Annotated in this window: 19 protein-coding genes; 13 read left to right on the top strand and 6 right to left on the bottom strand. The window is 53.4% G+C overall.

Annotated features, from left to right (window positions below; all coding sequences use genetic code 11):
- The first annotated feature begins 104 nt into the window (after positions 1–104).
- The 4 genes from nagE (at position 105) to OMR58_RS19935 (ending at position 8246) form a co-directional block, all read left to right on the top strand.
- On the top strand, positions 105–2057 hold the full coding sequence (nagE, locus tag OMR58_RS19950) for a PTS N-acetyl glucosamine transporter subunit IIABC (RefSeq protein WP_264546758.1): 1953 nt from the start codon (positions 105–107) through the stop codon (positions 2055–2057).
- A gap of 157 nt (positions 2058–2214) precedes the next feature.
- Complete coding sequence (glnS, locus tag OMR58_RS19945; protein ID WP_105591057.1) at positions 2215–3882, top strand: glutamine--tRNA ligase; 1668 nt, start codon at positions 2215–2217, stop codon at positions 3880–3882.
- A gap of 254 nt (positions 3883–4136) precedes the next feature.
- On the top strand, positions 4137–5540 hold the full coding sequence (gene chiP / locus OMR58_RS19940; RefSeq protein WP_264546757.1) for a chitoporin ChiP: 1404 nt from the start codon (positions 4137–4139) through the stop codon (positions 5538–5540).
- 45 nt (positions 5541–5585) lie between these two features.
- Positions 5586–8246, top strand: coding sequence for a beta-N-acetylhexosaminidase (locus tag OMR58_RS19935; RefSeq protein WP_264546756.1), 2661 nt, complete (start codon positions 5586–5588; stop codon positions 8244–8246).
- Between the two features lie 7 nt (positions 8247–8253).
- Here OMR58_RS19935 and OMR58_RS19930 read toward each other — a convergent pair whose 3' ends face one another.
- Positions 8254–9150 carry a LysR family transcriptional regulator gene (locus OMR58_RS19930; protein ID WP_264546755.1) on the bottom strand — a complete coding sequence of 299 codons (897 nt, stop codon included), beginning with the start codon at positions 9148–9150 and terminating at the stop codon, positions 8254–8256.
- A gap of 92 nt (positions 9151–9242) precedes the next feature.
- Here OMR58_RS19930 and OMR58_RS19925 point away from each other — a divergent pair, with 92 nt between their 5' ends.
- The 3 genes from OMR58_RS19925 to mtr all read left to right on the top strand — a co-directional run bounded on the left by OMR58_RS19925 (position 9243) and on the right by mtr (position 12342).
- Positions 9243–10592 carry an MFS transporter gene (locus tag OMR58_RS19925; protein ID WP_264546754.1) on the top strand — a complete coding sequence of 450 codons (1350 nt, stop codon included), beginning with the start codon at positions 9243–9245 and terminating at the stop codon, positions 10590–10592.
- Complete coding sequence (locus OMR58_RS19920; RefSeq protein ID WP_264546753.1) at positions 10589–10978, top strand: hypothetical protein; 390 nt, start codon at positions 10589–10591, stop codon at positions 10976–10978. The genes OMR58_RS19925 and OMR58_RS19920 overlap by 4 nt, the downstream gene beginning before the upstream one ends.
- A 116-nt stretch (positions 10979–11094) precedes the next feature.
- On the top strand, positions 11095–12342 hold the full coding sequence (gene mtr, locus OMR58_RS19915) for a tryptophan permease (protein WP_264546752.1): 1248 nt from the start codon (positions 11095–11097) through the stop codon (positions 12340–12342).
- Positions 12343–12398: 56 nt separating this feature from the next.
- Here mtr and fur read toward each other — a convergent pair whose 3' ends face one another.
- From fur to ybfF, 4 genes are all read right to left on the bottom strand, one after another.
- The gene (gene fur / locus OMR58_RS19910; RefSeq protein ID WP_105591064.1) at positions 12399–12842 is read right to left on the bottom strand and encodes a ferric iron uptake transcriptional regulator; all 444 of its coding nucleotides are present in this window, start codon (positions 12840–12842) and stop codon (positions 12399–12401) included.
- A gap of 394 nt (positions 12843–13236) precedes the next feature.
- Positions 13237–13767, bottom strand: a complete 531-nt coding sequence (gene fldA / locus OMR58_RS19905; protein ID WP_123336569.1) for a flavodoxin FldA — start codon at positions 13765–13767, stop codon at positions 13237–13239.
- 145 nt (positions 13768–13912) lie between these two features.
- On the bottom strand, positions 13913–14194 hold the full coding sequence (gene ybfE / locus OMR58_RS19900) for a LexA regulated protein (protein WP_105591066.1): 282 nt from the start codon (positions 14192–14194) through the stop codon (positions 13913–13915).
- Between the two features lie 146 nt (positions 14195–14340).
- Positions 14341–15105: an esterase gene (gene ybfF / locus OMR58_RS19895; RefSeq protein WP_264546751.1), complete on the bottom strand. Its 765-nt coding sequence runs from the start codon at positions 15103–15105 to the stop codon at positions 14341–14343.
- Positions 15106–15367: 262 nt separating this feature from the next.
- Between ybfF and seqA the strand changes: the two genes are divergently transcribed.
- Together seqA and pgm are read left to right on the top strand one after the other, a co-directional pair.
- Complete coding sequence (seqA, locus tag OMR58_RS19890) at positions 15368–15904, top strand: replication initiation negative regulator SeqA (protein WP_105591068.1); 537 nt, start codon at positions 15368–15370, stop codon at positions 15902–15904.
- A gap of 24 nt (positions 15905–15928) precedes the next feature.
- The gene (pgm, locus tag OMR58_RS19885) at positions 15929–17569 is read left to right on the top strand and encodes a phosphoglucomutase (alpha-D-glucose-1,6-bisphosphate-dependent) (RefSeq protein WP_264546750.1); all 1641 of its coding nucleotides are present in this window, start codon (positions 15929–15931) and stop codon (positions 17567–17569) included.
- Between the two features lie 68 nt (positions 17570–17637).
- Here the strand turns inward: pgm and kdpE are convergent, their stop codons facing one another.
- Positions 17638–18321 (bottom strand): two-component system response regulator KdpE, encoded by a 684-nt coding sequence (gene kdpE, locus OMR58_RS19880; RefSeq protein WP_264546749.1) that lies wholly within the window; start codon positions 18319–18321, stop codon positions 17638–17640.
- 300 nt (positions 18322–18621) lie between these two features.
- Here kdpE and OMR58_RS19875 point away from each other — a divergent pair, with 300 nt between their 5' ends.
- The 4 genes from OMR58_RS19875 (at position 18622) to OMR58_RS19860 (ending at position 22185) form a co-directional block, all read left to right on the top strand.
- Positions 18622–18828: a YbfA family protein gene (locus OMR58_RS19875; RefSeq protein WP_200559825.1), complete on the top strand. Its 207-nt coding sequence runs from the start codon at positions 18622–18624 to the stop codon at positions 18826–18828.
- A gap of 184 nt (positions 18829–19012) precedes the next feature.
- Positions 19013–19990, top strand: a complete 978-nt coding sequence (locus tag OMR58_RS19870; protein ID WP_200559824.1) for a DUF523 and DUF1722 domain-containing protein — start codon at positions 19013–19015, stop codon at positions 19988–19990.
- A gap of 18 nt (positions 19991–20008) precedes the next feature.
- Positions 20009–21439: a deoxyribodipyrimidine photo-lyase gene (gene phrB / locus OMR58_RS19865; RefSeq protein ID WP_200559823.1), complete on the top strand. Its 1431-nt coding sequence runs from the start codon at positions 20009–20011 to the stop codon at positions 21437–21439.
- 2 nt (positions 21440–21441) lie between these two features.
- A complete protein-coding gene (locus tag OMR58_RS19860; RefSeq protein ID WP_105591074.1) occupies positions 21442–22185 on the top strand; it encodes a type 2 GTP cyclohydrolase I in 744 nt (247 codons plus the stop codon).
- Positions 22186–22282: the final 97 nt, after the last annotated feature.

Genomic DNA, 22282 nt, shown 5'->3' with positions numbered 1-22282 from the left:
TTTTTTTACACTTGTGGCTGTGGTGTATACTGTCACTCAGACTGCAGAAGACCGTAAAAAAATAAACGATTTCTGGCACCTTAACGGGTTCAAAGGGGGAAAAGGTGAATATTTTAGGATTCTTTCAACGATTGGGGCGTTCGCTACAGCTGCCGATAGCCGTACTACCGGTTGCTGCACTGATGCTGCGCTTTGGTCAGCCTGATTTACTGAATATGCCGTTCATCGCGCAGGGCGGTGGTGCAATCTTCGATAACCTGGCGCTAATCTTCGCCATCGGCGTGGCGTCAACCTGGTCAAAAGATAATGCCGGTGCGGCTGCGCTGGCTGGTGCAGTCGGTTATTTCATCCTGACTAAAGCGATGGTCACCATCAATCCCGCGATCAACATGGGCGTGCTGGCCGGGATCATCACCGGTCTGGTCGCGGGCGCAACCTATAACCGCTGGGCCGACATCAAACTGCCTGACTTCCTCAGTTTCTTTGGCGGCAAGCGCTTTGTGCCAATCGCGACGGGCTTCTTCTGTCTGGTGCTGGCAGCCATTTTTGGCTATGTCTGGCCGCCGGTTCAGAACGCGATTCACGCCGGTGGTGAGTGGATTGTGGCAGAAGGTGCATTCGGGGCAGGCGTGTTCGGCTTCGTTAACCGTCTGCTGATCCCTACCGGTCTGCATCAGGTGCTGAATACCATTGCCTGGTTCCAGATTGGTGAATTCACCAACGCAGCAGGCACCGTCTTCCACGGCGATATCAACCGTTTCTACGCCGGTGATGGCACCGCAGGGATGTTTATGTCGGGCTTCTTCCCGATCATGATGTTCGGTCTGCCGGGCGCCGCGCTGGCGATGTATATGGCCGCACCAAAAGAGCGTCGTCCAATGGTTGGCGGTATGCTGCTGTCCGTTGCGGTAACGGCTTTCCTGACCGGTGTAACCGAGCCGCTTGAATTCCTGTTCATGTTCCTGGCACCAATGCTGTATCTGATCCACGCATTGCTAACCGGCATCAGCCTGTTTGTTGCCACGCTGCTGGGTATTCATGCCGGTTTCTCCTTCTCTGCGGGCGCCATCGACTATGCGTTAATGTACAATCTGCCTGCCGCCAGTAAGAACGTTTGGATGCTGCTGGTGATGGGTGTTGTTGCCTTCGTGATTTACTTTGTGCTGTTCAGTGCCGTCATCCGCCTGATGAACCTGAAAACGCCGGGCCGCGAGGATGCATCTGACCTGGTGGTAGAAGAAGAGGCCAACAGCAATACCGAAGAGGGGATGGAGCAGCTTTCCCGTCAGTATATCGGGGCAGTTGGCGGTTCCGATAACCTCAATGTCATAGATGCCTGTATCACTCGTCTGCGCCTGTCGGTGAAAGATGCCGGACTGGTTAACGATGCGGCCTGTAAGCGCCTGGGCGCATCCGGTATTGTTCGGCTGAACAAACAGACGATTCAGGTGATCGTGGGTGCGAAAGCGGAATCCATCGCTGAAAGCATGAAAAAACTGATTGCTAAAGGACCTGTCGCGGCGGCAGCGGCTACCGCTACGCCAGTCGCTCCTGCAGCACCTGCTGCGCCGCAGGCCGTGCCGAACGCCAGCAAAGGGATTGTTGGTACGCTGGTGGCACCGGTGAGCGGTACCGTTGTGGCGATTGATCAGGTGCCTGATGAAGCCTTTGCCAGTAAAGCGGTAGGTGACGGTCTGGCGATCAAACCCACCAGTAGCACCGTTGTTGCGCCAGCCAGCGGTACGTTGGTGAAAATCTTTAACACCAATCATGCCTTCTGCCTGGAAACGGAGAAAGGGGCGGAAATCGTGGTGCACATGGGGCTGGATACCGTTGCGTTGCAGGGTAAAGGTTTTACCCGACTGGTGGAAGAGGGTGCTCATGTGGTTGCCGGTCAGCCGGTGCTGGAGATGGATCTGGCTTTCCTTGAGGCTAATGCCCGTTCGATGATAAGCCCGGTCGTGGTCAGCAACATCGAGGACTTCTCCGGATTAACGCTGCTGGCAGGCGATACCGTGGTTGCCGGTGAGAGCCGTATCTACGAGATTAATGGCTAAAATACGATACTAGCGTAAGCAGAAAGGGCGGCGAGCAATTCCCGCCCTTTTTTTATTGGATTTCCGTAACAAACGGTTGTCTCAGTCCCCCGCTTTGTGGATCATACTCCGTTATTTCGTAGCGAATTTATTCCAGGCATTAATTGAGGAAATTGAGATGAGTGAGGCTGAAGCCCGCCCAACGAACTTTATTCGTCAGATTATCGACGAAGATCTGGCGTCCGGTAAGCACAAGAGCGTGCATACCCGCTTCCCGCCTGAGCCAAACGGCTACCTGCATATTGGCCACGCTAAGTCGATCTGCCTGAACTTTGGTATCGCGAATGATTACCAGGGTCAGTGCAATCTGCGTTTTGATGATACTAACCCGGTGAAGGAAGATCTGGAGTTCGTTGAGTCAATTAAGCGTGACGTGCAGTGGCTCGGCTTCGAATGGAGCGGCGAGGTGCGTTACTCATCTGACTATTTCGACCAGCTGCACAACTATGCGGTAGAACTGATCGAAAAAGGGCTGGCGTATGTGGATGAACTCTCACCGGAGCAAATCCGTGAATACCGCGGCAGCCTGACCGCGCCGGGCAAAAACAGCCCTTATCGCGATCGCAGCGTAGAAGAGAACCTGGCGCTGTTCGAGAAAATGCGCAGCGGCGGTTTTGAAGAAGGGAAAGCTTGCCTGCGTGCCAAAATCGATATGGCGTCAAACTTTATCGTGATGCGCGATCCGGTGCTGTACCGCATTAAATTCGCGGACCACCATCAGACCGGTTCTAAGTGGTGCATCTATCCGATGTACGACTTTACGCACTGTATTTCTGATGCGCTGGAAGGAATTACCCATTCCCTGTGTACGCTGGAATTCCAGGACAACCGCCGCCTGTATGACTGGGTGCTGGATAACATCACTATCCCGGTTCACCCGCGTCAGTATGAGTTCTCTCGCCTGAATCTTGAATACGCCATTATGTCGAAGCGCAAGCTAAGCCAGCTGGTGAGCGAGAACGTGGTTGAGGGCTGGGACGATCCGCGCATGCTGACCGTTTCCGGTCTGCGCCGTCGTGGTTATAGCGCGGAGTCAATCCGTGAGTTCTGCCGCCGTATCGGTGTGACCAAGCAGGACAACAATGTTGAGATGGCCGCTCTCGAATCCTGTATTCGTGACGATCTCAACGAAAACGCCCCGCGCGCGATGGCGGTGCTGGACCCGGTTAAACTGGTGATTGAAAACCTGCCTGCTCATCATGAAGAGATGATTAGCATGCCGAACCACCCGAACAAGCCGGAAATGGGCACCCGTGAAGTTCCGTTCAGCCGTGAGATCTATATCGATCGCGCCGATTTCCGTGAGGAAGCGAACAAGCAGTATAAGCGTCTGGTGCTGGGTAAAGAAGTTCGCCTGCGTAACGCCTATGTGATTAAAGCCGAGCGCGTGGCGAAGGATGAAGACGGCAATATTACCTGCCTGTTCTGCACCTGCGATGTTGATACCCTGAGCAAAGATCCCGCTGACGGCCGTAAGGTGAAAGGCGTGATCCACTGGGTTTCCGCCGTGCATGCGCTACCGGCAGAGTTCCGTCTGTACGATCGCCTGTTTAGCGTGCCAAACCCGGCGGCAGCGGAAGATTTCCTTGCCAGCATCAACCCGGAATCTCTGGTGATCCGTCACGGTTTCGTCGAGCCGGGTATGCAGAAAGCGGAAGCTTCAGCGGCGTATCAGTTTGAGCGTGAAGGCTATTTCTGTGCCGACAGCGTTTATTCTTCAGCCAATAATCTGGTATTTAACCGTACCGTAGGCCTGCGTGATACCTGGGCTAAAATCGGCGACTAACCGATTCTGTTTTAATAAAAGGGCGATGATTCGCCCTTTTTTTTCGCCTTAACATTACCCTCATTGATTTACATTCATTAAATGTGCTGTCGATCATACTTTGCACTTTTTGCTGTTTTAATCGATTGATAATTCGCGATGCGAAAAATATCCTAATCCAATAATTAGCTGGTTCTGGATTCAGCTGGCTGAGATTTAACTGATAGTAATTTACTGACATAGATGGATTTTTTCTGGGATAAAAGGATTTTTCAATGCAGCGCAAAGCCGTGCTTACTAAAGCACTTAGTACTATTTTAGCTATTATCACTGGTTCAAGTGCCGTTCTGGTCAATATGCCCGCGGTCGCCAGCGGTTTTATTGATGATTCCTCGCTGGCCGGCGGCGTTTATTACTGGCAGCGCCATCGTGAGCGCAAAGATCTGCAGCCGGACAGCGAAAAGTATAAACAGTACACCTCAAATCTTCACCACTCGACAATCAACGTCAACCTCGATTTTTCCTCAGGGTTTGCCGGTGATTGGATCGGCATAGATCTGGCGGCGTTTACCGCAGTAGAGCTGTCTAACAAAGGTCCCGGAGCGCCGAACGAAATCGGCTTCAGCGACGGTGACAGCCGTTGGGATGAACCCTGGAGCGGCGACAGAAACGGCGTAAGTCTCTATAAAGCAGCGTTAAAAATGAAATATAGCGATAGCTGGCTGCGCATGGGATATCTGCAGCCCAGTGGGCAGACGCTGATGTCGCCGCACTGGAGCCTGCTGCCGGGGACTTATCGCGCGGTGGAAGTAGGGACGACAGGGCACTTTACGTCGCTGGGCAATCTGTCCGTTTCTTATATGTGGTCCGATAAATATAAAGCGCCGTGGTATCAGCATATGTATGACTTCCGTAAGGCGGACGGCACAACAAAGCTGGATTACATGCACTCGCTCGGCGCTAAATTCTCTTCGGAAAATAAGTGGCAGTTGGAAGCCGCGTTGGGGCAGGCGGACAGTTACATGGACCAGTTCTTTACTAAGGCCAGCTATGCCGTACCGCTGATGGGCAACGATCTGGAAACCAGCTGGCAGTTTTATGGTGCACACGATCGCGAGCACGGCGGTGCAGCAAACGTTAACGATGTCTATTCCGGTCTTGCCTGGCTGCAGGCGCTCACCGTGGGTTATCGCACCGGTCCGTTTAAATTCCGCCTGGAAGGCACCTGGGTCAAAGCTGACGGTAATCAGGGCTACTTCCTTCAGCGTATGACCCCATCCTATGCCAGTTCGAATGGTCGCCTGGATGTCTGGTGGGATTCGCGTTCTGACTGGAATGCCAACGGTGAAAAAGCCGTGTTCGCCGGCGTGATGGTTGAGCTGGATGGCCTTCACTTGCCTGGGTGGGAAACGGGGACTTCATTTGCCTGGGGATGGGATGCCAAACCCAGCAGCAACCCTGTATTCGACCAAAATCAACGCGTACGCGAATCGGCGTGGAATCTGGATTTACTCTATACGCTTCAGCAGGGTTGGGGCAAAGGGACCCAGTTCAGGTTGCACTACACCCACTACGATAACCACAGCAATATTCCGAGCTACGAAGGGGGCTACGGCAATATGTTTCAGGATGAAAAGGACGTGAAATTTATCGTCACCGCGCCGTTTACTATTTTTTAAGCGGAGCCTGGGTTAATGGAAATCAGAACATCAAAGGGGAACAGGATGAGATTTATTGCAACAACGATCGCGGTAGCAACGCTGGGCCTGGCGGGATGCAGCAACAGCGTCAACGACCAGCAAACCGTCCACCGTATCAGCCAGTTTGGCGTCAGTTATCAGGTAACGCAAAATGATGCTGCGGCACACGGCGTTGACTGTGCCGCACTGGGGGCCGACTGGGCCGCCTGTAACCGTGCCACCATCAAGTTAACCAACCCCGGCCCGGCCCTGAACAGTAAAAACTGGGCTATCTGGATGAGCAACGTCCACCAGACGATCAAAGTAGACAGTGACCAGTTCCGTATTGTGCATATTGTCGGCGATCTTAGTCGCCTGGAACCGACCAGTAACTTCAAAGGATTTGCCGCCGGGGAATCCGTTGAGATACCGATTATCAACGAGTACTGGCAGCTGTTTATTACCGATATCATGCCGCGCTGGTACGTCACTGCCGGTAAGGCGGAACCGGAGATTATGGTCAGTACCAATACGGAGGATCTGACGACGTTTGTTGAGCCGTTTGGCGATAACTGGAAGCGTTTCGCCGGGGATAAAAATGTCCTGATGACGGCCGAAACCCGCTTTGCCAAAAATGCGGATGTGAGTTTGCTGCCTGCTGCGGCGCTACAGGCTGAAATTTTTCCGACCCCGTTGAAAGCAACCCGCTTAAACGGGAATGCCGATCTCAGCCGGGGTGTGTTGCTCAATTTGTCTGGGTTAAACACCGATGAGGCTCGCGCCGCCGAGCAGCGTTTTGCGCTGATGGGCATTGAGGTTAATTCTCGCGGTTATCCCGTTTCTACTCGCATCGATTCGCGTGGATTTAGCGACAGCATGGCGGCATCCGGTGCCTATCGTCTGGAAGTCCTGCCGGGGGGAGCCACCATCGTGGGCTATGACAGTGCGGGCGTTTACTACGGTCTGATGTCTGTACTGTCTCTGGTCCCCGCTTCCGGTCCGCAAAAAATCGCTGCGCTGCGGGTGAAAGATGCGCCGCGCTTTGCGTATCGCGGAATGTTCCTGGACGTTGCGCGTAACTTCCACAGCAAGCAGGTGGTGCTGAGGCTGCTGGATCAAATGGCGGCGATGAAAATGAATAAGTTCCACTTCCACCTGTCCGACGATGAAGGCTGGCGTATTGAAATCCCAGGCCTGCCGGAACTGACGGAAACCGGGGCCAGACGCTGCCACGATCTTACCGAGCAACAGTGTCTGCTGCCGCAATTGGGCTCCGGCCCGTTCAGCGACAACAACGGCAGCGGCTATTTCACCCGCAGCGATTACATTGAAATCCTGAAATATGCCAGGGCGCGGAATATTGAAGTGATCCCCGAAATTGACATGCCAGCTCATGCGCGAGCTGCGGTGATCTCTATGGAAGCCCGCTATCAGAGACTGATGCGCGAAGGCAAGCCGGATGAGGCTGGTGAGTATCGTCTGCGCGATCCCAGCGATACTTCAAATACCACGTCGGTACAGTTTTACGATCGCACCAGCTACCTGAATCCGTGCCTGGATTCATCGCTGCGTTTTGCCGATAAGGTCATCACCGAAATCGATCTGATGCACCAACAGGCTGGCGTGCCGCTGACCACCTGGCATTTTGGTGGAGATGAGGCGAAAAATATCTATCTTGGAGCGGGCTACACCGATATCAGACATCCTGAGGCCGGAAAGGGTATTAAGGATATGAGCCACGAAGACAAGCCATGGGCAAAATCTAAAGTCTGCCAGCGTATTATTAAGGATGGTAAAGTTGAGGATCTGTCACATCTGCCCAGCTATTTTGGCCTGAAGGTCAGCCGGATCGTTGCCGAAAAAGGTATTGGCGACATGCAGGCCTGGCAGGACGGTCTTAAGGATGCTAACGCCGCGAGCGATTTCGCCACTCAGCACGTGCGGGTGAACTTCTGGGATACGCTGTTCTGGGGCGGAGCTTCCAGCGTCAACGACTGGGCCAATAAGGGATATCAGGTGGTAATTTCCAACCCGGACTATGTCTACCTCGACTTCCCTGCAGAGGTTAACCCGCTGGAGCGCGGTTACTACTGGGGCACTCGCTATAACGATGAACGTAAGGTCTTTAGCTTCGCGCCGGATAACCTGCCGCAGAATGCTGAAACCTCGGTTGACCGCGACGGCAATACCTTTGATACCAAATCGGAACAGCCGTGGCCGGGTGCTTACGGTCTGTCGGCGCAGCTGTGGAGCGAAACGGTTCGTACCGACGGTCAGGTTGAATCGATGATTTTTCCAAGGGTGTTGGCGGTAGCCGAACGCAGCTGGCACCGCGCCGCGTGGGAGCAGGATTACCAGCAGGGCAGGGAGTATCAGGGGGGAAAAACGCATCACGTTGACCAGCAGGCTCTGCATCGCGACTGGCAGCGTTTTGCTAACCTGCTGGGGCAGCGCGAACTGTCCAGGCTCGACAAAGCCGGTATTGCCTGGCGCCTGCCACAGCCGGGTGCGGTAATTGTCGATAGCTATCTGCAGGCAAATACCGCGCTACCGGGGGTTTTGGTGGAATATTCCATCGATGAGGGGCGCAGCTGGCAGCGCTACAGCGACAGCCATCGCCCGCTAGTTAACGGGGAAGTCTGGGTGCGCACCAGTAGCACTGACGGCAAGCGCTTCAGCCGTACAGAACACGTTATGCCTCTGTAGGTCTGATCTAACCCGGCGACATCGACAGTTTCTGAGAAAGAAAATCGATAAACAGCCGGGTTTTTCGCTGCATTTCCCCCTGCCCGGAAAATACGGCACTGACCGGTTGATCCGGCAGCTGCCACGCCTTAAACAGATGCTGTAGCCTGCCTGCGGCAATATCTTCGCGTACCAGCCATTCCGGCAGCACCGCGACGCCCATCCCGGCCAGTACCATCTGGCGGACGATTTGCGCGGAGTTGGCGGTATAAGCAGCATCGGACTTCAGCTCGGACAGACAATTATCCGCTCCACGAAACGTCCAGCGGCCGGGATGAGTCAGGTTGCTGTTGTGTATCCAGGGCAGGGCGGAAACCTCCTGCAGATCCTGCGGGTGAAAGCGGTTTACCAGAGCAGGTGAAGCCACCAGTAAAATGGCATAGTCTGCCAGCCTGCGGCTTTTTAGCGATGAGTCGCGCAGTGCACCCAGTCTTATCGCCACATCCAGTTTATTACTGACCAAATCATCCAGTGAGGCACCCACGCTGTAGTTCAGTTTCAGCAACGGGTGGCGCTGGCAAAACTCGCTGACCAGCGGCATCAGGAACTGCTGGCCATACTCCCACGTGGAGGTGATGCGCAGTTCCCCTGAAAGGGAGTGATGCTCTGTGGCGACTCGCGATACCGCACGGTCGATATCAGCGAAAATCAGCTTAAAATCCTGATAAAACTGCTGTCCGTGGCCGGTGAGGGCGAGGCTACGGGTATTGCGTACCAGCAGTGTGACGCCAAGCAACTGTTCCAGGCTTTTGATATGCAGGCTGACCATCGCGCGGCTCAAGCCGAGATTACTGGCGGCTCGGGTAAAGCTGCCGCTGTCGACAATGGCAAAAAAGGTGTGGATCTTATCGAGATGGGCATGCATGGGATTATTCAGTTTAATCAAACAATCATTTAAATTTATGCGCCTTTATTTGTCAGGTCAACCACCGCTATGCTGCGCGTGGAGGTATGACAATGCACTATGGTTATCGGGTTGCAGCGATCTTTCTGCTCGGCTTTTTCATTGATTGTATTAATATTTTTATGTCAGCCATTGCGCTACCGTCGATTGCGGCGCAGATGTCCGTGGCGACGGAATCCATCAGTTGGGTGGCTAATAGTTATATTCTGGGGCTGACGCTGATCGTGCCGTTGAGCGGCTGGCTGGCTTCACGCTTTGGCACCCGGCAGACCATCGTCGCCTCAATGCTGATTTTCAGCATCGCTGCGCTGGGCTGTGCGCAGGCCGACTCTTTTAGCACGCTGGTTGCATGGCGTTTTATCCAGGGCGCGGGTGGAGGGTTGCTGATACCGGTAGGGCAGGCGCTAACCTTTAATTTGTTTCAGGGGCGGCAGCGCGCCGCTATATCGACGTTGATCATGTGCGTAGCGCTGATTGCCCCGGCGCTGTCCCCTCTGCTGGGGGGCATGTTGGTGGATGTGCTTTCCTGGCGCTGGATCTTCTATAGCAATATTCCTTTCAGCCTGCTTGCGGCACTGCTGGCGGCGATATGGATTCGCCCACAGGCAATTGAGCGCACACGTGCAGATATCACCGGAATCATTCTGATCTGCGGCACTTTGGGTACGCTGTTGAGAAGCCTGTCGCTGTTTAGCGAGCAGCACGCTGTACCGCAGGCTGCATTATGGCTGGGCGTTTCTTTACTGCTGGGGTGGGGCTATCTACGGCACTACCGCCGCCAGCCGAAGGCCATTCTCGATCTCAGTCTGCTGCGCAATCCTCAATTGAATCTGTCCATCGCCGTTTACTATGCCGTTCCGGGCGTGTTTACCGGGGTTAACCTGCTTAACATTTTCTACCTGCAGCAGGTTTTGCATTTCAGTGCCGGGCATACCGGTAGCTTTATGCTGCTTTACGGCGTCGGCGCGCTGGCGGCGATGCTGGTGGCCGGGCGGATTTATTATCGCGCAGGCGCACATCGCTTATTCACCTGCGGCATGTTGCTGCATAGCGGCGGCATTGTGCTGCTGTCCTTAGTCAGTGATACAAGTAGCAGTGGGATCCTGTGTGCGGCCTATCTGCTGATGGGGATTGGCGGCGGGATTGCCGCAAACTGCGCGCAGACCACGGCGTTAATTGAACTGAACGAGCAGCAAATGAGTGGGGGAAGTACGCTGTGGAATATTAACCGGCAGCTGACGTTCAGCCTCGGCACCGCGTTGTTTACGCTACTGCTGGCGGTGCTGAGCCGTTATTTTCCTGGTGAACTGGCGTGGCATCTGGCATTTATTATTGCAGCCGTGAGCGGTTTACTGCCGCTGTGGCTAATTTATCAACGACGTTTTCATAAGGAAATCCAATGATCGATCTTACTAACAAGGCATCACAGAGCGTCATTGTTCTGCATCAGCTGATTGAGGCTGTCTTTCACGGCGACGGCAGCAAGACTGCTGAGCTGCTCACGCATTTTGCTGAAGATTTTGTGATGGTCACCCCGACCGGTAAAAGCCTGGCACTGGCAGACGTTGAGGACTTATTCAACCGCTTAACCGGCGCGCGTCAGGGGATGACGATAAGCATTGAGCAGTTCAACGTTATTTCGCAGCGGGGGGATGAGGTGGTCATCCAGTATCACGAACTGCAACAGCAGCAGAATAATCATTCGCATCGTATTTCGCTGGCGGTCATTAACTGCGCAACCCAGCCGCCGAGCTGGCGTTATCTGCAGGAAACCATGGTAGCAAACTGATTATTGTACTAGTTCGCGGGTGCGGCCTGGTGTAGAATATGCGGCGTTAATGCCGTGCATCCAGTGAATAATTCCGGTGATGGCGGTAAGTTTCCGTTTTTTGCTAAGGATTAGTCATGGATTTACCGGTTTCCCCCGCCCGCCTGCCTTCTACACTCTGGGGAACGCTAATTATTAGCGGCACGATTATCGGTGCCGGGATGTTCTCGTTACCGGTGGTGATGTCCGGTGCATGGTTTCTCTGGTCGTCAGCATTACTGATTATCACCTGGTTCTGCATGTTGCTTTCCGGGTTGCTGTTTTTGGAGGCCAGTCTGCATTATCCGGCCGGTTCCAGCTTCGACACGATCACTCGCGATTTGTTGGGACGGGGCTGGAATCTGATTAACGGTCTGTCCGTCGCCTTTGTTCTGGGGATACTGACCTATGCCTATATCTCCGCCAGTGGAGCGATTATCCAGCATACGCTGAGCCAGCTATCATTGCCGGTTTCTGCCCGCAGCGCTGGGTTCGCTTTTACGCTACTGGTAGCGCTGTTTATCTGGCTGGGTACGGCAATGGTCAGTCGTATGACGCTGATTTTTCTCGGCGCGAAAGTGATTACGTTTTTGATTATCTTTGGCGGACTGCTGTGGCATATCGAACCGGTGAAACTGCTGGACAGTCATGGGGAGGAAAGCCACTACCTGCGCTATCTGTGGATGGTGATCCCATTTTGCCTCGCTTCATTTGGCTATCACGGTAATATCGCCGGGCTGGTCAGCTACTATCAAAAGAACGGCAGCCGGGTTTGTCGCTGTCTGGTGTTTGGCACACTGCTGGCACTGGTGATCTACTTTATCTGGATTATTGGCACGATGGGCAATATCCCGCGCCACGAATTCAAAGCGATTGCAGCACAGGGCGGAAATATCGACGTGCTGGTCGCCGCACTGTCGGGTGTGCTGCACAGCCCCTATCTGAATCTGCTGCTGGATATCTTCTCGAACTTTGCCGTCGCCTGTTCATTCCTCGGTGTCAGTCTGGGGTTCTTCGACTATCTTGCCGATCTGTTTAAGTTTGATCGTTCAGCCTTCGGTCGGTTAAAAACGACGGTGGTCACCTTTATTCTTCCGCTGACGGCGGCGATGATCTGGCCAAACGGCTTTCTTGTGGCGATTGGTTATGCCGGGCTGGCGGCTACGCTGTGGGCGGTGATCACTCCGGCAATGCTGGCGAGAAAGGCCCGACAACGTTTCACCAACGCTGCCTGGCAGGTGAGAGGAGGGACGGCACCGATCGTTCTGGTGCTGATCTTCGGCGCGGTGAATGCGCTGGTTTCCATACTTTCGTACTGGAACGTCCTGCCGGTCTATGCCGGATAACGCGCAAAAAAAACCGGTGGGCATAGCCACCGGTTTCATACTGATTTCAGAACGGATTACTCGTCGTGCAGCGTATCGTCTTCGCGGCAGTCGCCCTTAGAGCAATGGCCATAGAGATACAGGCTGTGATTGCTCAGCTTGATTCCGTGGCGAGTCGCGATTTCACGCTGACGTGCTTCGATATACTCGTCGCGGAATTCAATAACTTTACCGCAGTCCAGGCAGATCAGATGATCGTGGTGGTGCTGCTGAGTCAGTTCGAAAACGGATTTACCGCCTTCAAAGTTATGACGGGTAACGATCCCTGCGTCATCAAACTGGTTAAGCACGCGGTAGACCGTGGCTAAACCGATTTCTTCGCCCATATCAATCAGGCGCTTATACAAGTCTTCCGCACTGACGTGATGGCCTTCTGGTTCCTGAAGCACTTCCAGAATTTTCAGTCGTGGAAGCGTGACTTTCAGGCCGGCCTTCTTTAATGCGGTATTGTTGTCAGTCATGCGGATATTGTCCTGTTACTTTGCTAGTCACTTAGTGGCTGAAAAGCCCTGAACATCGGTTGACGCTAGAGTTGGATGCGTCACAGTATAGAACTCATACATCGAAATGAAAACAACAAGGAATGCCTGATACCACTATTGGATGTAAGGATTAATGTCATTACGTCCAGTGAGGCCTGCGTCCAAATCTTACAAAGTTAACATTTCGCTCTATCTCACTCCGCCGCACGGCGATCGCAAAAGATCGTTTAGAGAGGCTGAAGGATGAGAAAGCGGGTAACCGATAGGGTTATTGTACATTTTTACAGGTGGAAGTTACAAATACGTATCTATTACTTCTATAGGAAAAATCACTGGCCTGATGTGAGATGTCTCTCACATCAGGCCGTTTAGCTTAGGCTTCGATGATTTCTTTCAACTGAAGTTCATCAAAAATTTGCTTAACCCACTTATCAACGCGCTCGTTGGTCAGTTCTGGCTGACGATCTTCGTCAATCGCCAGACCCAGGAAGTGGTTGTCATCCGCCAGGCCTTTAGAAGCTTCGAAATTGTAGCCTTCGGTCGGCCACTGGCCCACCAGGATCGCACCGTTTGGTTCAATGATGTCGCGGATAGTGCCCATCGCATCGCAGAAGTATTCTGAGTAGTCTTCCTGATCGCCACAGCCGAACAGGGCTACCAGCTTACCGTTGAAGTCGATCTCTTCCAGCGTAGGGAAAAAGTCATCCCAGTCACACTGGGCTTCACCGTAATACCAGGTGGGAATGCCCAGCAGCAGAATGTCGAAGGCTTCAAGGTCTTCTTTGCTGCTTTTGGCAATATCACGAACTTCTGCAACGTCTTTACCCAGCTGTTTCTGGATCATCTTTGCAATGTTTTCCGTATTGCCTGTATCGCTGCCAAAGAAAATGCCTACGATTGCCATGAGTTTAATAACCTCTTGAATCTTAATGATATGGTGGCTGCCAAAATTTTTGCAGATAGCCGTAATAATAGCAGACCGCCGTCAATGGATAAATGAGTAATCCTGCGGCATTTGTCGCTTTGTGCGTTGATAGCACGCGGTGTATTCAGGACTGAAGGTGTTTTAACTGGTTTAGCAACATCTCTTCAATCAGTTCACTGCGGCTCATATTGCGCGCTTCGGCCAGTTGGTTAAGTGCGTCAACGGCTTCACTGTTCATTTTCAGCTCGACACGCTTAAGCCCGCGAACTTTATCGCGTTTAAGCTGATTACGTTTATTGATGCGCAGCTGCTCATCACGCGTCAGCGGATTAGTTTTCGGTCGTCCCGGGCGACGTTCATCTGCGAACAGATCGATCGTTGTGCGGTCCGTGTTCTCTTTTGCCATAGATTAGTGATACTGAAAGGCTGGATTTCTGATGTGTCAGGCCGTTATCCGCCGTAAAAATCACCAGCGGAAAAATGTCAGCGCGCATCATACCCCAGTGAAAGTGATGACGACAATGTTTTAACAACATAGGGAAATAATTGTTTTTACAGCACAAAAAATCGACGAATTGCGCGTAAAACTGCATCAGGTTTTTCAGCGTGAACCCAGTGACCGGCCCCGGCCACAACATGCGCCCGCGCCTGAGGAAACTGTGCCAGCAGTGCGTCACGATATTCATCGGCCAGGTAGGGTGAACGCTCGCCGCGAATGAACAGCGCAGGATGCGGCCAGGCAGGCACTGGCTGCCAGCCAATAATCTGGTCGTAGCATTGATACAGCACCGGGACATTAAAACGCCATTCACCTTCGTGGAAAGATTTTAACAGAAACTGGATCACACCCTCTTCCGTCAATGTCTGGCGCATGAGCGCTGCGGCCTGACTACGCGAGGTGATACCAGCATGGGTAACTGCCTGGAGCGCGGCGAAGATATCATCATGATGGCGGGTAGGGTAGGCGACCGGTGCCATATCAATCACCACCAGTCCTGCCACGCGGTCCGGTGCCAGTGCGGTTAGCATCATGGCGATTTTGCCGCCCATTGAATGGCCGATAACGCCGAAACGCTCAATGCCCAGCCCGTCTAACGTTTCCAGCACGTCCTGCGCCATCAGCGCGTAGCTCATTTCGTTCGAGCGTGGCGAAAGACCATGATTGCGTACATCAATCTGAATCAGCCGACGGTTCTGCTTGAGGTCACGAGCGAGGATTCCCAGGTTATCAAGACTGCCAAAAAGCCCGTGGATCAATACCAGAGGCAGATCGTTTGTTGCAGATTGTTCAGATTGCAGGCGGACATTCAAATTCATAGCAAAGTTCTTACAGTTGGGACGAAGGCTTAGGGTATCATGGATTTTACATTTTCTGCCGGGGGTAGCACAGGCGCTGCCAACGATCTTTTTACGGCAAATTCTGACTTTTGCTGGCAAAGAGGGCTTAGGCTACACCCGGGCTGGATTTAACTTTATAATCCTGAAGTTAGGATCCGGGTTCCAGAAAGCAGACGATCCTGAAGATCGTATCTGTTTTTGCGCTCGATTCTGATAGAAGCAACAACCGTACTGGATAAAGATGAAAACGATAGAAGTCGACGAAGAGCTATACCGCTATATTGCCAGCCATACTCAGCATATTGGGGAAAGCGCATCGGACATTTTACGCCGTATGCTGAAGTTCACTGCGGGGCAGACCGCGCCTGCGGCACCCGTTGCCCAGGTGGTTAAAGAGCCCGCTGTCGTGAAATCTGAACCTCGCCCGCAGGATCGCGTTCGCGCCGTGCGTGAACTGCTGCTTTCTGACGAATATGCCGAGCAGAAGAAAGTGGTGAACAGGTTTATGCTGATTTTATCGACTTTATACACCCTGGACGCCAAAGCCTTTGGCGATGCCACCGAGTCGCTGCATGGCCGCACGCGGGTCTATTTCGCGGGTAACCAGCAGACGCTGACTCAGAATGGTACGCATACCAAGCCTCAGCATATTCCGGGTACCCCTTACTGGGTAATCACCAACACTAATACCGGCCGCAAGCGCAGCATGGTGGAACATATCATGTTATCGATGCAGTTCCCGGCGGAACTGACCGAGAAAGTTTGCGGTACCCTTTAACCGAAGCGTCAGGGAGAAGCGCCAATGGCCAATCACCCCCGTGCCGGGCAGCCAGCCCGGCAGAGCGATTTAATTAACGTTGCACAGCTAACATCGCAGTACTACGTATTGCAGCCTGAATTGGGTAATGCTGAACATGCAGTAAAATTCGGCACCTCAGGTCATCGCGGTAGCGCGGGTCGTCACAGTTTCAATGAAACGCATATCCTGGCTATTGCTCAGGCTATTGCCGAAGAACGTAAAAAGAACGGCGTGACCGGGCCTTGCTACGTCGGTAAGGACACCCATGCGTTGTCAGAACCGGCGATTATCTCGGTGCTGGAAGTGCTGGCGGCAAACGGTGTGGATGTGATTGTGCAGCAGGATAATGGCTATACGCCGACCCCTGCGATTTCCAACGCCATCCTTGAGCATAATAAAGCTGGCGCGGCACTGGCGGACGGCATTGTGATTACGCCTTCCCACAATCCACCGGAAGATGGCGGCATCAAATATAATCCGCCAAACGGCGGACCGGCGGATACCAACGTCACCAAAGTGGTGGAAGATCGTGCCAATGCCTTAATTAAGGGCGGTCTGAAAGACGTTAAGCGTATTTCTCTGGATCAGGCATGGGCCAGCGGCCATCTGCAGGAGCAGGATCTGATCCAGCCGTACATCGAAGGCCTGGCGCAGATCGTTGATATCCCGGCAATCCAGAAAGCGGGCCTGAAAATTGGCGTCGATCCGTTGGGTGGCTCCGGCATTGCCTACTGGCAGCGGATCGCTGAGTTCTACAAGCTCGATCTGACCATCGTTAACGATGCGGTCGATCAGACTTTCCGCTTTATGCACCTGGATAAAGATGGCGTGATCCGTATGGACTGCTCATCCGAGTGTGCAATGGCGGGCCTGCTGGCGCTGCGCGACAAGTTCGATCTGGCGTTTGCTAACGACCCGGATTATGACCGCCACGGTATTGTCACGCCTGCCGGATTGATGAATCCTAACCACTATCTGGCGGTTGCGGTGAACTATCTGTTCCAGCATCGTCCGCAGTGGGGCAAAGATGTTGCAGTCGGCAAAACGCTGGTGTCCAGTGCAATGATTGACCGTGTGGTTGACGATATCGGCCGTAAGCTGGTGGAAGTGCCGGTGGGCTTTAAGTGGTTCGTTGATGGCCTGTTTGACGGGACCTTCGGATTCGGCGGTGAAGAGAGCGCGGGTGCATCCTTCCTGCGCTTCGACGGCACCCCATGGTCGACCGACAAAGACGGTATCATCATGTGTCTGCTGGCGGCAGAAATCACCGCCGTAACCGGTAAGAATCCGCAGCAGCACTATGATGAACTGGCCGCGCGTTTTGGTGCCCCAAGCTACAACCGTATCCAGGCAGCGGCAACGTCTGCTCAGAAAGCCGCGCTGTCGAAGCTTTCGCCGGAAATGGTGAGTGCAGACACGCTGGCAGGCGATCCGATCACCGATCGTCTGACCGCCGCGCCAGGCAACGGAGCCTCCATTGGTGGCCTGAAAGTGATGACCAAAAACGGCTGGTTTGCCGCGCGTCCTTCAGGTACTGAAGATGCCTACAAAATTTACTGTGAAAGCTTCCTCGGTGCCGAGCATCGCGAGAAGATAGAGAAAGAAGCAGTAGAGATCGTTAGCGCGGTGTTGAAAAACGCCTGAGTCTGACGTTATTTTTGCAGTAAATATGAAAAGGCCATTCACTGAATGGCCTTTTTTATTGCCGTGATTCAGGGAATAAAGCGATAGCCAACGCCGGTTTCCGTCAGCAAATGCTGCGGCTGGGCAGGATCGCGTTCCAGTTTTTGGCGAAGGTGCCCCATATAGATCCGCAGGTAGTGGCTGTGCTCAACCGCATTAGGTCCCCAGACCTGAACCAGCAGCTGGCGCTGGGTCATCACTTTGCCTGGATGATTCAGCAGGCTGACCAGCAGACGAAATTCAATCGGCGTCAAATGCAGATCGCTGCCATCGCGTGTGACTCGCCGGGCAGCAATATCGACGCTGACCTCGCCAAAGGTAATTTGCGCCTTTTCACTGCTGCTGGTGGAACTTGGACGGTGGCGCAGGGCAACACGCACTCTCGCCAGCAGTTCACCCACGCCGAAAGGTTTCGTCAGGAAATCATCCGCACCGGCATCCAGCGCGTTGATTTTGTCCTGTTCGTCACTGCGGGCTGACAGGACAATCACCGGCATACTGCTCCACTGACGTACCTCGCGAATAAACTGAATACCGTCGCCGTCCGGCAATCCGAGATCGAGGATCGCCATCTCAGGCTTGCGTGTAGCGGCCTCAATTAACCCGCGGCTGAGTGTATCGGCATCAACCACGCGAAAGCCTTCGCCTTCAAGTACCACGCGCAGAAAACGGCGGATCTCTTTTTCATCTTCAACGATCAGAATAGTGGTCAAGGTTCCTCCGCACCGGCCGCCAGAGAGCCTTGCCGGAAAACGTCATTATGGCGGGTAATTTAGCAAAAGATGATGCGGCTCGCCCATCGCAGTTTTGCCGGAGGGTAATTGTTAATTAATCGATCTTATTAACGGCTTTTTTAAGCCTTAATTAACCATTCTGTAACAGAATTACAGTCAGAGCAAAAACAGCACAATTTTTCGTCAAAAAAGTGGTCCGATCAGTAGTAAAATTACATTAAAGGCGGTATTATTTTGCTCAGATTACAGACAATCTTTTAGCCGATTTGAGGAGGACGTATGAATCTTTATCACTCTTATTCCACTACGCGGATTTTCATGCGTCGTGCAGCGGTAGTGCTCGCCGGTGTGCTCGCGCTGCCGGTTATGCTTTTCCGCGCCGACCGTGCCCGCTTTTACAGTTATCTGCATCGTGTTTGGGTAAAAACCAGCGATAAGCCCGTCTGGCTGGCCGAAGCTGAATCGGCCTGCTGCGATTTTTATTAAGTATCGCTTTGATGTTACAGCTCTAAAGCTAACCCCAACGATTTCAATGAATTTGTTCTGTTTACTATCCCGCCGGAGTGCGGGATTTTTTTTGCGAAAAATTCAGCGATTAAGGTTTTAAGAGAAAAAATAGCGAAATTGATCTACACTCAAACCTGTACAATAATTATTTGGTTGTATAGATATGAGCAAAAAAATTCCTGTTGGCATCAGTGCCTGCCTGCTGGGTGAGCGGGTGAGATTTGACGGTGGGCATAAGCGTTCTGTTTTCGCTGCAGAAGAGCTGGCCCCTTATCTTCACTATGAACCGATCTGCCCGGAAATGGCGATTGGTTTACCTGCTCCCCGACCCGCACTTCGTTTGACTCAAGTTGAAGGCGGGGATGTAGCCCTTCGCTTCAGTAACGGCAAAGAGTCTGCCGTCAGCGGGAAGAACTCTGCCGTCACAGAAGATATGCAGGCGTTTTCCGCTGAAAAGGTGGCCCAGCTTCACCACCTGTGCGGCTACATTGTTTGTGCCAAATCGCCCAGCTGCGGCATGGAACGCGTCCGTGTCTATCAACCTGACAATAATAATAATCAAAAAGAGGGCGTCGGCATTTTCACCCGCGAGCTGATGGCACAACTGCCGTGGCTGCCGGTGGAAGAAGACGGGCGGCTTCACGACCCTATCCTGCGGGAGAATTTTGTCGCGCGCGTTTACGCGCTGCATGAATTTAACCAGCTGTGGGCAGGTGGCCTGACCCGGGCAAAACTGATGGACTACCACAGCCGATACAAACTGCTGCTGCTGGCCCACTCCCAGCCAAAATACCGGGAAATCGGCCCGTTCGTGGCAAAAATGGATCGCTGGGAATCGCTGGAGGAGTTCGCTTTTGCCTACCGCCAGCTGCTGATGGATTTGATGAAGCTGCCTGCCTCGCGCAGCAACCACACCAATGTACTGATGCATGTTCAGGGCTATTTCCGTCGCGAGCTCAATTCGCCGCAGCGCCAGGAGCTGTCCATGCTGATTGACAGTTACCGCCGTGGCATCCAGCCTTTACTGGCACCGATGACCCTGCTGAAACACTATATGGCGCAGTATCCGCATCCCTGGCTGAGCGCGCAGCGTTACTTCTCTCCTTATCCCGAAGCCCTGCGGCTGCGTTATGGATACTAATTAAATTCAGGGAACATTATGACAACCCACCTTGTCTGGCTGCGTAACGATCTGCGCATCAATGACAATCATGCCCTTTATGCCGCCTGTCGCTCGAACAGCGCAAAAGTCATTGCGCTATTTATCGCCACGCCGAAACAGTGGCACAGCCATGATATGGCGGCGAAGCAGGCGGAGTTTATCTGGCAGAATTTGCAGGACCTGCAGCAATCGCTGGCGCAAAAGGGCATTGAGCTGCACCTCGCTGAATGTGATGATTTCAGCGCTTCCGTAGATGTGCTACTGGACTTTTGCCAGAAGCACCATGTTGACCGGATGTTCTATAACTATCAGTACGAGGTCAATGAGCGCCAGCGTGATGCTGCTGCCGAACGGGTGCTGTTTGATAATGATGTGATGGCGCAGGGTTTTGACGATAGCCTGCTGTTACCTCCCGGCAGCGTACTGACCGGTAATCGTGAGATGTATAAGGTGTTTACACCGTTCAGCAAGGCGTTTGTTAAGCGCCTGCAGGAAGGATTACCTGAATGCTTTTCAGCACCTGCCGCACGAGAAAGCGGGCCGATAAAAGACGTTTCTCCGCTGAAGCCGTTTAACTATCCACGAGAATCCGTCGACAGCTCGCTGTTTCCCGTCGGCGAGAAGGCCGCGATTGCCAGGTTGCGGGAGTTCAGCCAGCAGCCTGTGACACACTACCCCGACCGGCGTGATTTGCCTGCGCTTGACGGCACCAGCCGTCTTTCAGTCTATTTGACCATCGGCGTGCTGTCTCCGCGTCAATGCCTTTATCGACTGCTCAAAGAACATCCGCGCGGACTGGAAGACGGTAAGGTTTTTGTCTGGCTGAATGAGCTTATCTGGCGCGAGTTTTATCGCCATTTGATCGTGGCTTATCCGGCGCTGTGCCGCCATCAGCCTTTTGTTCGCTGGACGCGAAAAGTCGCCTGGCGCGATGAACCCAGGCATCTTGCCGCCTGGCAGGAAGGCAAAACAGGCTATCCGATTGTCGATGCCGCTATGCGCCAGCTAAACAGCCTTGGCTGGATGCACAACCGGCTGCGGATGATTACTGCCAGTTTTCTGGTGAAAGATCTGCTAATCGACTGGCGCGAGGGCGAACGCTACTTTATGTCGCAGCTGATCGATGGTGACCTGGCGGCTAACAACGGCGGCTGGCAGTGGGCCGCGTCTACCGGCACCGATGCCGCACCCTATTTCCGCATTTTTAACCCGACCACACAGGGTGAACGTTTCGATGCGGCAGGTGAGTTTATCCGCCGGTGGCTGCCAGAGCTGCGGCAGGTGCCGGAAAAATATATCCATCAGCCCCACGAGTGGGCAAAGAAAACTAACCAAAAGCTCGATTATCCTGTGCCGATCGTGGAACATAAACAGGCACGCCAGCAAACGCTGGACGCCTTTGAAGCTGCACGAAAACAGATGGATTAATTATGCGCAATAGTGAACTCGAACAGCTGGTTAACCAGTTACTGAATGCCGCCGCCTTCAAAGATTACGGCCCGAACGGGTTGCAGGTTGAAGGCAGAAGCGAAATTAAAAAAATCGTCACCGGCGTCACCGCCTGCCAGGCACTCCTCGACGAAGCCGTGCGGCTGGAAGCCGATGCTGTACTGGTGCATCACGGCTATTTCTGGAAGAACGAACCTTCTGTTATCAAAGGGATGAAGCGCCAGCGCCTGAAAACGCTGCTGGCAAACGACATTAACCTGTTTGGCTGGCATCTGCCGCTGGATGCGCACCCTGAACTGGGCAACAACGCGCTGCTGGCGAAGCTGTTTGGGATTGAAGTTAAAGGTGAAGTGGAAGAACTGCTGTTCTGGGGCGAATTTGCCCAGCCGGTTAGCGGTGAACAGCTGGCGAAGCGTATTGAAGATACGCTGGGGCGCACTCCTCTGCACTGTGGCGACAATGCACCGGCACTGATTAAACGCGTGGCGTGGTGCAGCGGCGGCGGACAGGGCTTTATTGATGCCGCCGCCGCGTTCGGCGTCGATGCGTTTATCAGCGGTGAAGCTTCCGAACAGACCATTCACAGCGCGCGCGAGCAGGGGCTGCATTTTTATGGCGCCGGTCACCACGCCACCGAACGCTGCGGTATACAGGCGCTCGGCGAGTGGCTGGCAGAAAATCACGGGCTGGATGTCACTTTTATCGATATCAATAACCCGGTCTGATCCCAGATAAGCAACCTGCCGGGTGCGATCGTCGAAGCCCGGCGGGTTGACACCGTTACCGCAATCTCGCATAACTATTTTCCTGTCCGTTAATGGC

The sequence above is a fragment of the Erwinia sp. INIA01 genome, from assembly GCF_025947915.1.
Lineage (GTDB): Bacteria > Pseudomonadota > Gammaproteobacteria > Enterobacterales > Enterobacteriaceae > Erwinia > Erwinia coffeiphila.
Note: the sequence above shows the minus strand (reverse complement) of the source record. Positions and strands in the feature narration are given on the sequence as shown.

Coding starts and splice junctions, on each gene's coding strand:
- glnS (WP_105591057.1), top strand. CDS start 2,215: ATGAGTGAGGCTGAAGCCCGCCCAACGAACTTTATTCGTCAGATTATC.
- chiP (WP_264546757.1), top strand. CDS start 4,137: ATGCAGCGCAAAGCCGTGCTTACTAAAGCACTTAGTACTATTTTAGCT.
- OMR58_RS19935 (WP_264546756.1), top strand. CDS start 5,586: ATGAGATTTATTGCAACAACGATCGCGGTAGCAACGCTGGGCCTGGCG.
- OMR58_RS19930 (WP_264546755.1), bottom strand. CDS start 9,150: ATGCATGCCCATCTCGATAAGATCCACACCTTTTTTGCCATTGTCGAC.
- OMR58_RS19925 (WP_264546754.1), top strand. CDS start 9,243: ATGCACTATGGTTATCGGGTTGCAGCGATCTTTCTGCTCGGCTTTTTC.
- OMR58_RS19920 (WP_264546753.1), top strand. CDS start 10,589: ATGATCGATCTTACTAACAAGGCATCACAGAGCGTCATTGTTCTGCAT.
- mtr (WP_264546752.1), top strand. CDS start 11,095: ATGGATTTACCGGTTTCCCCCGCCCGCCTGCCTTCTACACTCTGGGGA.
- fur (WP_105591064.1), bottom strand. CDS start 12,842: ATGACTGACAACAATACCGCATTAAAGAAGGCCGGCCTGAAAGTCACG.
- fldA (WP_123336569.1), bottom strand. CDS start 13,767: ATGGCAATCGTAGGCATTTTCTTTGGCAGCGATACAGGCAATACGGAA.
- ybfE (WP_105591066.1), bottom strand. CDS start 14,194: ATGGCAAAAGAGAACACGGACCGCACAACGATCGATCTGTTCGCAGAT.
- ybfF (WP_264546751.1), bottom strand. CDS start 15,105: ATGAATTTGAATGTCCGCCTGCAATCTGAACAATCTGCAACAAACGAT.
- seqA (WP_105591068.1), top strand. CDS start 15,368: ATGAAAACGATAGAAGTCGACGAAGAGCTATACCGCTATATTGCCAGC.
- pgm (WP_264546750.1), top strand. CDS start 15,929: ATGGCCAATCACCCCCGTGCCGGGCAGCCAGCCCGGCAGAGCGATTTA.
- OMR58_RS19875 (WP_200559825.1), top strand. CDS start 18,622: ATGAATCTTTATCACTCTTATTCCACTACGCGGATTTTCATGCGTCGT.
- OMR58_RS19870 (WP_200559824.1), top strand. CDS start 19,013: ATGAGCAAAAAAATTCCTGTTGGCATCAGTGCCTGCCTGCTGGGTGAG.
- phrB (WP_200559823.1), top strand. CDS start 20,009: ATGACAACCCACCTTGTCTGGCTGCGTAACGATCTGCGCATCAATGAC.
- OMR58_RS19860 (WP_105591074.1), top strand. CDS start 21,442: ATGCGCAATAGTGAACTCGAACAGCTGGTTAACCAGTTACTGAATGCC.